The following is a 14,666-nucleotide window of genomic DNA, read 5'->3' on the forward strand; positions in this document are numbered from 1 at the left end:
TTTTTCTAATTTGTCGCAAAGATACAATTTGAATTTAGAAGTAAGAATTTAGATTTTAGAAATTCTGATACTTATCAACAGATTATGAAGTTAAAGTTTTGCTAATCACCAATTACTTTTGACTTATTACGTTATATGTTGTATTTTTATCGGTTATAAACAGACTATTAACAATTTGGAAACAAAATCTATCATTTTTGAGAAATTAGAAGCCTTTATCAAGAGGTTTTACACCAATGAACTCATAAAAGGAATTATTCTTTTTGTTGGTTTAGGATTGCTGTATTTTCTCTTTACCATTTTAGTGGAATATTTTCTTTGGTTACCAACTTCTGGAAGAACTATTTTATTTTGGTTGTTCGTTGTTGTTGAAGTTTTCTTGTTAGTTCGATTTATTTTATTTCCATTATTCAAATTGTTCAAACTTCAAAAAGGAATTAATTACGAACAAGCATCAGTAATTATAGGAAATCACTTTAGTGAAGTAAATGATAAACTGACCAATTTTTTGCAATTATCAAATCAAAAAGAAAATTCAGAATTACTTTTAGCTTCTATCAATCAAAAAGCAGAAACTTTAAGTCCAATTCCTTTCTCTAAAGCAATTAATTTTAATAAGAATAAGAAATTTTTGCCTTATGCGATAGTTCCCATCTTATTATTGGCTTTGTTTTTTGTTTCTGGAAATTCTAAAATTATTTCACAAGGGTTGGACAGAGTTGTCAATTATAATACTAAATATATTCCACCAGCTCCTTTTCAGTTTGTGGTTTTGAATAAAGATTTGGTTACCCAACAAAACAAAGATTTTATTTTAAATGTAAAAACCGTTGGAAATGTGATTCCTGAAAATGTATCGCTTATAATTGGTGAAGAAGAATATTTAATGGAAAACACGAATACTGGAGAGTTTCAATATAAGTTTGATAATGTAATTTCGGATGTGAATTTTAGTCTGAAAGCAAATAATATAAACTCAAAAGATTACAATCTTAAAGTAGTTAATGTTCCTACAATCAATAACTTCGAAATGATTTTATCGTATCCAAGTTATTTAAAACGTAAATCAGAAACCATAAAAGGAACAGGTAATGCAATTGTACCTGAAGGAACAACCATTCGTTGGAAATTAGCAACTATTGCTACAACAGATGTTGCTTTTATTGCAGATAACAAAAAATCAGTTTACACTTCTACTACTGGTGAATTTAATTTTTCTAAAAACATTAGTCAAAGTTTTGAATACCAGTTAGTAACATCAAATGATAAAGTAAAAGATTTTGAAACATTAGATTATCAAATTAATATTGTAAAAGATCAATTTCCATTCATTTCTGCCAATAAAGCTCCAGATAGTTTAAAAATCTATAAAGAATATATCATTGGACAACTATCAGATGATTATGGTTTAAGTAAGCTACAAGTTGTTTATTATCCTAAAAATAAACCTCAGTTGGTTAAACGTGGTAACATACCTGTGAAAAATCAAACTGTTGATCAGTTTGTGTATTCTTTTCCAAATGGTTTAAATGTAGAAAAAGGTGTTATTTATGATTACTATTTTGAAGTTTTTGATAACGATGCTGTGAACAACTATAAATCGAGTAAATCTTCTGTTTTTTCTCATAATGAATTAACAGATGATCAAAAACAAGACGAATTGTTAAAACACCAAAATGATAATATAAATAGTTTAGAAAAGTCATTAAACAATCAAGAAAAGCAATTAAAAGAATTGGATAAACTCCAAAAAATGAAAAAGGAGAAAGCTAATTTAGATTTCAAAGACCAAAAGAAAATTGAAGATTTCATCAAAAAACAAAAATCGCAAGATGATATGATGAAAGAATTTACCAAAAAACTTTCAGAAAATCTTGAAAATTTTAATCCAAAAGAAGAAGACAAACTTAAAGAAGAATTGTTACGTCGTTTAGATGAAAGCCAAAAACAATCTGAAAAAAATGAAAAACTTTTAAAAGAGTTAGAAGAACTTCAAAAGAAATTACAAGATGATGAACTGTTTGAAAAAGCAGATAAATTAAAAAAAGATTCTAAAAACCAAGCAAAGAATTTAGAACAACTTGTAGAACTTACAAAGCGTTTTTATGTTGAAAAGAAAGCGGAGCAAATTGCCGACAAATTAAATAAGTTAGGAGAAAAAGAAGATAAGTTAGCCAATGAAAATAAAAACAATTTAGATGAACAGAAAAAAGTTGGCGACGAATTTGACAAAATTAAAGAAGAATTACAACAATTGGATAAAGACAATAAGGATTTAAAAAAACCTATGGATATTCCAAATGATAAAAACGAACAAGAAGATGTACAAGATGATTTAGAAAAGTCAGAAGAAGATTTACAAAAAAATGACAAACCAAAAGCTTCTAAATCTCAAAAATCTGCCTCCAAAAAAATGAAAGAAATGAGTCAAAAGATAAGTGCATCTATGGAAGGTGGAGAATCACAACAAATGGAAGAAGATGCAAAAGCGTTACGTCAAATTCTAGATAATCTTTTAGCTTTTTCTTATGATGAAGAAGCATTAATTCAACCCACAAAATCTTCTCAATCGCGTTCTTTGGCTTTAAACAAAATTCTTAAAAAACAACAAGAACTAAAAACTCAATTCCAACATGTTGATGATAGTATCTTTGCAGTTTCCATGAGAAATCCAATGATTACAGAATTTGTATTAAATGAAGTTGGTGAAATACATTATAACTTAGATAAATCTTTAGAATCTTTAGCAGATAATAATGTTGCAAGAGGAGCTTCTTTACAGCAATATGTATTATCTAGTGCCAATAAGTTAGCAGACTTTTTAAGTAATGTTCAAAGTGATATGAACATGCAAGCATCAGGTTCTGGCACAGGAAAAGGTATGCCAAAACCAGGAAGTGGTAAAGGTGAAAAACAATTGTCAGATATAATAAAAAAGCAAGAAGGTCTTTCGGAAAAAATGAAGGAAGGAATGAAACCAGGTGAAAAACCAGGTGATAAGCCTGGAGAGAAACCAGGAGAAAAGCCCGGTGAAGGAAAGAAAGATGGAAAAGGTCAAGGAGAAAATGGTGAAGGAGAAGGTTCGGAAGGAAATGCTGGAAAGATTTTAGAAATCCTTAAAGAGCAACAACAACTTCGAGATGCTTTACAGAAAACTTTAGAACAACAAGGTATCAATGGTAATAATATTTTAAACCAAATGAAAGACATTGAAAAGCAATTAATCAACAAGGGTTTTAAAAATGAAACGCTTCAAAAGATGTTAAATTTAAAACATGAATTGCTTAAATTAGAAAATGCTATCCAACAACAAGGACAAGACGAGAAGCGAAAATCTAACACAACAGATGATAAATTTTCAAACAATACTTCTACTCTACCAAAGGAATTACAAGAATATATCAAAAGCATTGAAATATTAAATAGACAAAGTTTACCTTTGCAAAAAAATTACGACCAAAAGGTTAAAGAATATTTTAATAAGTAATGATTACATTTAACTACGAAAATGATTTTGCATTAGAAAACGAAGTTGTTTATCAAGATTGGATTTCAAAAATTATCACATCCGAAGGTTTTACAGAAGGTGAAATCAATTATATTTTTTGTGATGATGAATATCTTTTAAATATCAACGTAGAGTATCTGAATCATGATACTTATACAGACATAATAAGCTTTGATTACACTGTCGGAAATTTAGTACAGGGAGATATTTTTATCTCAACAGAAAGAGTGGCAGAAAACGCTTTAAATTACAATGTTTCTTTCGAAGAAGAATTAAAAAGAGTTCTTTCTCACGGTATTTTGCATTACTGTGGTTTTAAAGACAAAACCAATCAAGATGCAAAGTTAATGCGACAAAAAGAAGATGAAAAAATTGCAATGTTCCACGTGGAACAACAATAATCATCTGTTAATATTAATTTTAATGTTTCACGTGGAACAATGAGTATATTTCAAGATAAATATGATGTAATTGTAGTTGGTGCTGGTCATGCTGGTTCTGAAGCTGCTGCTTCGGCTGCTAATATGGGATGCTCCACGCTACTCGTTACAATGAATCTTCAAAACATTGCACAGATGTCTTGCAATCCAGCTATGGGTGGAATTGCAAAAGGACAAATTGTAAGAGAGATTGATGCACTTGGTGGCTATTCAGGAATTGTATCTGATAAGACTGCTATCCAATTCAAGATGTTGAATAAGTCAAAAGGACCTGCTATGTGGTCTCCAAGAGTTCAAAGTGATAGAATGCGTTTCGCAGAAGAATGGAGATTGATGTTAGAGCAAACTCCTAATCTTGATTTTTATCAAGAAATGGTTTCTGGCTTATTGATTGAAAATAATAAGATTGTAGGGATTAATACTTCATTAGGTTTAGAGATCAGATCTAAAACGGTTGTATTGACAAATGGTACTTTTTTGAATGGATTAATTCATATTGGAGACAAACAATTTGGTGGTGGTCGAGCTGGTGAAGGTGCTTCATTTGGAATTACAGAAGATTTAGTGAAAGTTGGCTTTGAATCGGGAAGAATGAAAACTGGAACTCCTCCAAGAGTGGATGGTCGGTCTTTGGATTATTCAAAAATGACCGAACAACCTGGTGATGAAAAGCCACATAAATTTTCTTATTTACAAAGTATAAAACCGCTAATACATCAAAGGTCATGTTATATGACTTATACTTCTAATCAAGTTCATGATTATCTTCGAGAGGGTTTTGATAGAAGCCCGATGTTTAATGGAAGGATTAAAAGTATTGGACCAAGATATTGTCCTTCTATTGAAGATAAAATTAACCGTTTTGCAGATAAAGATAGACATCAATTATTTGTAGAGCCAGAAGGATGGAATACTGTAGAAGTTTATGTAAATGGATTTTCAACTTCTCTTCCAGAAGATATTCAGTTCAAAGCGTTACGTTCTGTAGAAGGATTTGAAAAAGTTAAATTCTTTAGACCAGGATATGCAATTGAATATGATTACTTCCCTCCTACACAATTAAAACATACATTAGAAACTAAATTAGTAGAAGGTTTGTATTTTGCTGGACAAATTAATGGAACAACTGGTTATGAAGAAGCAGCTTCTCAAGGATTAATGGCTGGAATAAATGCAGCTCTAAAAGTTCAAGATAGAGAAGAATTTATTCTTAAACGTAATGAAGCATATATAGGTGTTCTTATAGATGATTTAATCACTAAAGGAACAGAAGAACCATATAGAATGTTTACTTCACGTGCTGAATACAGAACACTATTGCGTCAAGATAATGCAGATTCTCGATTAACTCCAAAAGGCTTTGATTTAGGTTTAGCTTCTGAAGAACGTTTAATTCGTATGGAGCAAAAATTTTCTAAGTCAGATGCAATGGTTCAGTTTTTTAGAGAAACTAGTACGAAGCCTGAAGAAGCAAATCCGATTTTAGAATCTAAAGGTTCTAGTCCAATGACGCAACCGGATAAAATGTTTAAAGTATTTTCTAGACCTCAAATTGATTTAGAAGACATTATTAAGTTTGAAAAAGTTGCTGAATATATTTCGACAAATGAATTAGATGAAGAAATAATTGAACAAGCAGAAATTGATGTAAAATATTCAGGTTACATAGAAAAAGAAAGATTACACGCTGATAAATTGAATCGTTTAGAAGATGCAATTATTCCAGATAATTTCGATTTCAGTAAAATCAAGTCTATTTCAACTGAAGCTAAAATGAAGTTCAATAAAATTCGTCCAAAGACAATTGCACAAGCTTCAAGAATTAGCGGAGTTTCTCCAAGTGATATTTCTGTATTGTTAATTTATATGGGACGTTAAAAAGTGATCAGTGTTCAGTCTTTAGTAAGCAGTTCTAACAAAATACTAATTACTGAACACTAAATACTAAAAAATGTTTCACGTGAAACACACTTTGTCAACTACTATACTTACTACCTTTACTCTTTTTTTATTTAAAAAAATATATGAATTTTTCTCCAAACAATGTTTTTATTAAAGTTAAAGATCATTCGGTTTCTAAAGAATCGTTTGATTTGCTTTTAGATGAAGAATTACAACTTTTAAAAACATTTCCCCAACCTAGTTTCGACAAACTTCCCTCCTATTATGAAAGCGAAGATTATATTTCGCATACAGATTCTAAAAGAACTTTATTTGAAAAATTGTATCACCTAGTTAAGTCGAATGCTTTAAAAAATAAAGTTGCTTTAATTACTAAAGAGAATGCAGCACATGGAAATCTTTTAGATATTGGAGCTGGAACTGGAGATTTTTTAATCCAAGCAAATCAATCTGGTTGGAATTGTATTGGAATTGAGCCAAACGAAAACGCAAAAAACATTGCAATTTCAAAAGGAGTTAATTTTATCGATAGTTTAGAAGAATTAGAAAGTTATTCTTTTGACGTGATTACTATGTGGCACGTTTTAGAACATGTACCCGATTTAGAAAATCAAATTAGAATTTTAAAAAGATTATTAAAACCAAATGGAACAATTATTATTGCCGTTCCAAATTTTAAATCTTTTGACGCAAAACATTATAAATCTTTCTGGGCTGCTTATGATGTGCCAAGACATTTATGGCATTTTTCAAAAGGAAGTATTCAAAAATTATTTAATAAAGAAGGTTTACAATTAAAAAAAGTGAAACCAATGTGGTTTGATAGTTTTTATGTTTGTCTTTTATCTGAAAAATATAAAACAGGAAAAATGAATTTCATAAAAGGAATTTTATATGGATTTCTTTCAAATTGCTCAGGAATACTTAAAAAAGAATTTTCTTCTCACATTTATGTAATTAAAAACGACTAAAACTCATTTTAAATCCCTTTTTTTGAATCTTATGCGTGTTTGGCTTGTCTTTTGTTGCTGTTTTCTTGAAATACTCTTAAATCACATATAAATCTATTAAAAACTATAGTTGTTTATTATGCAAAACAAAAACTATATAGATATTAATTATGCATTAAAAATTAAATCTTGCATTACTATTTTCAATTGATTACTTTTACCAAAAATTAGAAATAACGTACATGAAAAAATTATTATTTATTGCCTTAGGATTTGCAATATTATCTTGTAATAAACAAGAAGGAACAACTGGTCTTAAAACAGCTTATGTTGATACAGAAAAACTAATGAAAGAACATCAACAAGCTATTGATATCGAAAATAAATATAAAGTAAAGTCCCAAGAAATGGGTCGTGAGCTTGATGCAGAGGCAAAACAATTTCAAGCAGACTATGAAAGCGCTTTAAGACAAGCTCAAGCAAAAGGACCACAATGGGCTCAACAAAAAGCTGCTGAATTACAAGAAAGAGAACAAAGATTGAATATCAAACAACAATCAATGTACAAAGAAATTCAAGATGCAAGTAATGGTGAATTAGATTCTCTTGTAAAAGATATTAAGCTATATATAAAAGATTACGGAAAAAAGAATGGTTATGATTATGTATACGGTACAGGATTATCTACACCAAGTATTTTATACGCTAAAGACTCGTATGATATTACAGATGAGTTAGTTAAGTTATTAAATGACAAATATAAACCAACTGAAGACACAAAAACTGTTGAAAAAGAAGAAGTTAAAAAATAACTAGATTTTAAGAATACTTTCAAACCTCATTAATTTTTTTAATGAGGTTTTTTTATTTACTTTTTTTAGTATTTTTATACTTTAATTTACAAGCCAATGAATTCATTATCAGCCGTTGCAAGTTATACCTTAAAGTTTATAAATCAGACAAATAAGTCTGTTTTTCTTACTGGAAAAGCAGGAACAGGTAAAACTACCCTTCTTAAAGAAATTATTAGAACAACACATAAAAACACAGCTGTTGTTGCTCCTACCGGAATTGCTGCTTTAAATGCTGGTGGAGTTACTATTCATTCTCTTTTTCAATTGCCTTTTGGTGGTTTTATTCCAGATACTATTGCACCTCATATAAAAGATTCTGTAAAATTTGAATCTAAAAGCACACTTTCTCGTCACTTTAAAATGAGTGCTGTTAAGAGAAATGTCATTAGAAATATTGAGTTACTTGTAATTGATGAAGTTAGTATGCTTAGGGCTGATTTGCTTGATGCAATTGATTTTATGATGCAATCCGTGCGAAGAAGTAAACAGCCATTTGGTGGTGCACAAGTTTTGTTTATAGGAGATTTACTACAACTACCTCCTATTGTCAAACCTGAAGAATGGGATATTTTGCGCAAATATTATCAAGGAAAGTTTTTCTTTCATTCTCATGTTGTACAACAAAATCCACCTCTATATATCGAATTGGATAAAATTTATCGTCAAACAGAAAGTGAATTCATCGATGTACTTAATAATTTACGAAATAACACTATAACTAAAGATGATTTAAGTGTTCTAAATCAATTTGTTAATCCTGATTTTGATTTTAAGAAAAATAAAGGATTTATTACCCTTACAACCCATAATAAAAAAGCAGATTCAATTAATATAGAAGCTTTAAATGAATTAGAAGGCAAAATTTTCAACTACAAAGCTCAAATTGTAGACGATTTTCCAGATAAAATTTATCCTTTGGAAGAAACATTAGAGCTAAAAGTTGGAGCACAAATTATGTTCATCAAAAATGATCTTTCATTTGAAAAAAATTACTTTAATGGAAAAATGGGAATTGTTAAGTATTTATCTAAAGATGAGATAATTGTAGAATTTCCAGAAGAGAAAAAAACAATAGAAGTTGAACGATATGAATGGCAAAACATAAGATATAAAGTAAACGAAACTACTAAAGAAATTCAGGAAGAAGTATTAGGAACTTTCACCCATTATCCAATAAAATTAGCTTGGGCAATTACTGTTCATAAAAGTCAAGGATTAACATTTGATAGAGCAGCTTTAGATGTTTCACGTGTTTTTCAACCAGGACAAGCTTATGTAGCACTTTCACGTTTACGATCACTTAAAGGTTTGGTATTGTTAGCTCCAATCCAAATGAATGGACTTTCCAATGATAATGATGTAATGCTATATGCAGAACAGAAAGCTACTGATGAATATATTCAGAAATCGCTTGAGCAAGAAACAAAAAATTATCTATTCAACTATTTAAAAGCAACTTTTGATTGGCAAGATTTAGCTCAAGAATGGAGAAATCATAGGTTTAGTTATAAAGAAGAAGCTCCAAAATCACCTAAAGCTAAATATGCAAAATGGGCTGAAAATCAATCTAATAAAATTGAAAATTTGTTCATTCCTGCTCAAAATTTTATTAAGCAATTAAATAATATTTTTTCTAAAGACCAATTTGATGTTCACTATTTAAATGAAAGATTTAATGCTGCTTATTCCTATTTCTATAAAGATTTAGACAATTTTGTTTATGAATTATTGTTTAAAATAGATGAAATAAAACGAATCAAAAAAGTAAAAACGTTTTATGATGAATTAAATGATTTGGAAGATTCTCAAACCAAAACCATTCAACGTTTAATGAAAGCCAAGTTGTTAATTGAAATGGTTGCTTTTGGAAAAGAAATTTCAAAAGAAAACCTAACTTCTGAAGAAATTCTATCTTATAAAGCCAATAAACTTAAAAAAATAAGAGATTTAAATACAGTTAAACCAGGAGTTTTTGATGTTGATCCAGATGTTTCTTATTATGAACCAAAAGTTAAAAAGCCAAAGGAAAGCAAAAAACCAACTATTGAAATAACATTGGATTTATGGAAAAACAACCATACTATCAATGAGATAGCAAGTATTAGAAAACTTACCGAAAACACAATTTATACACATTTTACTAAATTAATCGAACTCGACCTCATTAAAATTGAGGATTTACTTTCTGAAGAAAAAATAAAACAATTAAAGGTATTGTTCAAATACTTTAAAGGAGAAAGCTTGTCAGAACTTAAAGAAACTGTTGGAGATAAATTTTCATGGGAAGAACTTAAATTATACAGATCAAGTTTAAAGTAATACTTTACGCAATATATTATAAATGATTATATTCTAAATAAATAATTTATTTTTTATGTATTAAACGAGTTAATTTGATTGACAAGTCAGTTAAAATAATTTTTCCGTTTCCATTACGCTCAATATGATAAATGGCATCTGAAATTTCCTTGAAAATCTCATTTATATTCTCACCATTTACAAAAGGAGCAAACTTTTTTAACTCAAAACCATCTAAACCTTCATCTAAATAGACTAAATCTTTTGTAGTATAGTTCTCTAACAAGGCTTGTCTAAAGAACTCTATGCAATAATGTAAAAATTGTTTTTGGACTTCTCTTCCATAACTGGCCACTTCTTCGCTCCAACTAATTAATTCTAATATAGAGGCAGCATTTCCTTTAGCTTTAAAAGCAGAACGAACCCATTTTACAAACCATTCCTCGTATAATTTATCATCCTTCTGGTTATTTGAAAGTTTTAAAGCTTTGTTAATATCTCCTTGTGCTAAATGTGCGTATCTTTTTGCAAGAGCATCACTTGTCCCAGTAGTCTTAAGAAAAAGTTCAATTTCTTGTTGTTCAGGCTTATTAAATTCAATAATTTGACAACGAGAAGTGATAGTAGAAATTATTTCTTCTAAATTTTCAGTTATAAGTAAAAAGATAGTTTTCTGCGGTGGTTCTTCTAAAATTTTAAGTATTTTGTTGGATGTTGCTGTATTCATTTTATCGGCCATCCAAATAATCATCACCTTATAGCCTCCTTCATAAGATTTTAAAGAAAGTTTTTTAACTATCTCTAATGCTTCATCTACACCGATTTGCCCTTGTTTTTTTTCTACACCTAAATGTGAATACCAATCTTGAAGACTTCCAAATGGATGTAGATTGACGAATTCTCTCCACTCTTTAAGGAAATTATCACTTACGGGATGACTTTTTACATTTTCAGTGGAAGTAACAGGAAAAACATAGTGAATATCAGGATGTGACAGTTGATCAACCTTATTTAGGCATTTTTCACAATCCAAGTTTTCAACATTTTTATCATTACACAATATATATTTTGCATACGAAATAGCTATTTGTAACAACCCAATTCCTGTAGGACCAACAAATAGTTGAGCGTGAGCAAGCCTACTACCATCAACACTTGAAGTCAAGTAATCTACCGTTTTTTTATTTCCAATTACACTTTTAAACATTTTCTAGGTACTAAATTTTATATCTTGTTGAAAACACAATAAAAATTGTTAATAAGTCGTTTTAAATTGTTGACAAACCAATTACATTTCTTAATAGTTTAGTAAAAGATTTAAAATCAGTTGTTTTATCACCAGTTTGTTTGTACTTACTAACAAAAAAAGTAAATGTACATAAAAATAATTGTTATTGAATCGTTAGTATAATAATTGTAAAAACTAATATTATGTTAAGCAAAATTTCAAAATTAGGGTTGATGGTTGCCATTCTTTTAGCAACATCTTTTTCTTATGGTCAATTACCGGTTCCTTTTAAAGTAAGATATCAATCTTATGTTAAAGGAGATATGACAGTTATTGCAAACAATATTGTGAATAGAAAGGATTATGGAAATAATCCAAACATGCCTTATATGAATGCTACTAAAACAGCCAAACTTAATGATGAGTTTGAAATGTTTTACATCGACATTGATAGTGACATGTCTACTTTCAGTTCTAGTGCTGCAACATTATACCTTGAAAATGAAGAAAACAAAAAAATAGTTTACGCAGGTTTATATTGGTCTGCTACATACAAATACAACAGTGGTGTTAAAAACAAACGAAACAAATTTAAAGCATTTGATAAAAATAGAGAAGAGTTTGACCAAATTAAATTAAAACTTCCTGGAGAAAATACATACGTGAATGTAAAGGGAGAGGTAATTTTTGACGGATTAGATAAAAAAGGTTTTGATGAAAGTGCTCCATATGCAGTTTATGCAGACATTACAGATTTAGTAAAGAATTTAGGAAACGCAACAGGTGAATATACAGTAGCAAATATTAAAGCTACTCAAGGTGTAGTTGAAGGTGGAGTTTCGGGTGGATGGACAATGTTCTTTGTTTATGAAGATGAAAATGAAACAGCAAAATTTATTACTTCTTATGATGGTTTTGCAGGTGTAACAGATAAATCAACAGAAATATTATTTACTGGGTTTAAAACATTACCTGAAGGAAACGTTTCAGCAAAATTAGCATGTGCGGGTTTAGAAGGAGATAATAACTTGGCAGGAGATCAGTTACAAATCAAATCTCAATTAAGCGAAGTTTTTACACTATTAAGTGGTCCATTAAAATTAGAAAACAATTTCTTCAATAGTAATATTATTATTGATGACCAATACTACACAGCAAGAAACCCTAATAGTAAAAACACATTAGGATTTGATACGGCTTTAATTACAATTGCAAATCCAGATAATTCTGTAATACAAAATAATACAGATAATGTTACCCTAAAACTTAAAACCGTAGGGGATAGATATTTTATGTTCTTTAATGCTTTCAATGTAGAAGTCCAAGAAATTGATAAAGAACCAGTTATGATTGTTTCAAATGATTTATCTGAAACAAATGATACAGTAATTTCAACAAATCCTATAAGTAGTGAAAAAGTATTGGTTGAAAACACAAATTCAAAAAGCGAATCTAAATCAACTTCTTCAATTAATACTGAAATAAAAACTACAACAATAACTCCAACTAAAGAAGTTATCGTGGCAGAAACTTCAAAAACAGAAGATAAAGCAACAAGCCAACCTATTAAAAATGAAACAGTTATAGTCTCTAAAGCTGATGCAACTCCAAATAAGAGTTCAAACAATGTTGTTTTAGCTCCAAAAAAAGAAGTAGTAGTTAATCATCCAAAAGTTAAAGCAGAAAATGAAGAAGAAATAGCTTCAAACACAACAAGGATTGATCCTGTTTTAATTAGTGAAAAACTAAGTCAAGTAGCACAAACAAGAGACGGAAGAAAACCAAAAATTACTGCAATTCCAGGTCCAATGGTTGAAATTGCTAACCAACAAAGAGGTTTTTATGTAATAGCCAATGTTTTTGCTGTACATAAAAATGCTACTCGATTTGTTGCCAAATTAAGAAGTCTCGGAATTGACGCAAACTTCTTTATCAATCCGAAAAATAATTACAGATATGTATTTGTCAGTAAGAACGATTCGTGGACAAGTGCTTTAAATTTATATTATTCAAATGTAAACGGTAAGTATTATGGAGACACATGGATTATGCTAGTAAATACTAGTCCAGATCAATTAGTAAGTAATGACCAGAATGTAGATTATAATGACCCTTTTTGTCCCCAACAAAAAATGGTTGGCATGAGAATTAAAGATGAAGAACTCGTGTAAACGTTAAATTAGTATTAAAAAAAGACTCAATTGTGAGTCTTTTTTATTTTTGTAAAATTAAAACAATAAAATCAAACCCGAAAAAATAATTATTTCCTATGAAAACAATCAATAATGTTGACTTTAAAGGTAAAAAAGCCATAATCCGAGTAGATTTTAACGTGCCTTTAGATGAAAATTTTAAAGTTACGGATGCAACACGAATTGAAGCGGCCAAACCAACTATCGATAAAATCTTAAATGATGGTGGAAGTGTAATTTTAATGTCGCATTTAGGAAGACCAAAAGGAACAGAAGAAAAATATTCAATGAAGCATATAGTTGATAAAGTTTCGGAAGTTTTAGGTAAAGAAATTCTTTTTTCTGATGATTGTATAGGAGACAAAGCACACTCAAAATCAAGTAATCTACAACCAAACCAAATACTTTTACTTGAAAACCTTAGATTTTATAAAGAGGAAGAGGCTGGTGATGAAGCCTTTGCAAAAAAGCTTGCTTCACTTGGAGATATCTATGTAAATGATGCTTTTGGAACAGCTCACAGAGCACATGCATCAACAACAATTATTGCAAACTATTTTCCAAATGATAAATACTTCGGATTTTTATTAGGTAAAGAAATTGAAAGTATCAATAAAGTACTTAATGAGTCTGTAAAACCTGTAACGGCTATTTTAGGAGGTTCTAAAGTGTCTTCAAAAATAACAATTATTGAAAATATTTTAGATAAAATTGACCACATGATTATTGGTGGTGGAATGACTTTTACTTTCATCAAAGCTTTAGGTGGAAGCATTGGAAACTCTATCTGTGAGGATGATAAGATGGAATTAGCTTTGGAAATTTTAAAACAAGCAAAAGAAAAAGGAGTACAAATTCATTTACCTGTTGATGCAGTTATTGCTGATTCATTTTCAAACGATGCAAAAACGCAAATTATTGATGTAACAAAAATTCCAGATGGTTGGCAAGGTTTAGATGCTGGACCAAAATCTTTAGAACTCTTTGAAGAAGTTATTTTAAAATCAAAAACGATTCTTTGGAATGGACCAGTTGGTGTTTTTGAAATGCCAAGTTTCGAAAATGGAACAGTTAAAGTAGGAGAATACATTGCAGCAGCAACTAAAAATGGAGCTTTTTCACTTGTTGGTGGTGGTGATTCAGTTTCTGCGGTAAAACAATTTGGTTTTGAAGACCAAGTAAGCTACGTGTCTACTGGTGGTGGAGCGATGTTGGAAATGCTAGAAGGAAAAAATTTACCTGGAATTCAAGCAATTATCCAATAATAATACTATTTTTGACTTTTTTGAGTTAT

Annotated in this window: 9 protein-coding genes; 8 read left to right on the plus strand and 1 reads right to left on the minus strand. The window is 29.6% G+C overall.

What is annotated here, in order from left to right; translation table 11 throughout:
• The first annotated feature begins 175 nt into the window (after nt 1-175).
• From AABJ49_RS03610 to AABJ49_RS03635, 6 genes are all read left to right on the plus strand, one after another.
• Complete coding sequence (locus tag AABJ49_RS03610; RefSeq protein ID WP_338376150.1) at nt 176-3,487, plus strand: hypothetical protein; 3,312 nt, start codon at nt 176-178, stop codon at nt 3,485-3,487.
• On the plus strand, nt 3,487-3,909 hold the full coding sequence (gene ybeY / locus AABJ49_RS03615) for an rRNA maturation RNase YbeY (RefSeq protein ID WP_338376151.1): 423 nt from the start codon (nt 3,487-3,489) through the stop codon (nt 3,907-3,909). Before AABJ49_RS03610 ends, ybeY begins: the two co-directional genes overlap by 1 nt.
• Before the next feature lie 45 nt (nt 3,910-3,954).
• Complete coding sequence (mnmG, locus tag AABJ49_RS03620; protein WP_338376187.1) at nt 3,955-5,826, plus strand: tRNA uridine-5-carboxymethylaminomethyl(34) synthesis enzyme MnmG; 1,872 nt, start codon at nt 3,955-3,957, stop codon at nt 5,824-5,826.
• A 146-nt stretch (nt 5,827-5,972) separates the two neighbouring features.
• A complete protein-coding gene (locus tag AABJ49_RS03625) occupies nt 5,973-6,821 on the plus strand; it encodes a class I SAM-dependent methyltransferase (protein ID WP_338376152.1) in 849 nt (282 codons plus the stop codon).
• Nucleotides 6,822-7,042: 221 nt separating this feature from the next.
• Complete coding sequence (locus tag AABJ49_RS03630) at nt 7,043-7,612, plus strand: OmpH family outer membrane protein (protein WP_338376153.1); 570 nt, start codon at nt 7,043-7,045, stop codon at nt 7,610-7,612.
• A 96-nt stretch (nt 7,613-7,708) separates the two neighbouring features.
• Nucleotides 7,709-9,973: a helix-turn-helix domain-containing protein gene (locus AABJ49_RS03635; RefSeq protein WP_338376154.1), complete on the plus strand. Its 2,265-nt coding sequence runs from the start codon at nt 7,709-7,711 to the stop codon at nt 9,971-9,973.
• Nucleotides 9,974-10,019: 46 nt separating this feature from the next.
• Here AABJ49_RS03635 and AABJ49_RS03640 read toward each other — a convergent pair whose 3' ends face one another.
• Nucleotides 10,020-11,159 (minus strand): DNA polymerase III subunit delta', encoded by a 1,140-nt coding sequence (locus tag AABJ49_RS03640; RefSeq protein ID WP_338376155.1) that lies wholly within the window; start codon nt 11,157-11,159, stop codon nt 10,020-10,022.
• 224 nt (nt 11,160-11,383) lie between these two features.
• Here AABJ49_RS03640 and AABJ49_RS03645 point away from each other — a divergent pair, with 224 nt between their 5' ends.
• Both AABJ49_RS03645 and AABJ49_RS03650 read left to right on the plus strand, forming a co-directional pair.
• Entirely contained in the window at nt 11,384-13,351 is a 1,968-nt protein-coding gene (locus AABJ49_RS03645; protein WP_338376156.1) for a hypothetical protein, read from the plus strand.
• 98 nt (nt 13,352-13,449) lie between these two features.
• Nucleotides 13,450-14,637, plus strand: a complete 1,188-nt coding sequence (locus AABJ49_RS03650) for a phosphoglycerate kinase (protein ID WP_338376157.1) — start codon at nt 13,450-13,452, stop codon at nt 14,635-14,637.
• Nucleotides 14,638-14,666 lie beyond the last annotated feature (29 nt).

Source organism: uncultured Flavobacterium sp. (genome assembly GCF_963922255.1).
GTDB lineage: Bacteria > Bacteroidota > Bacteroidia > Flavobacteriales > Flavobacteriaceae > Flavobacterium.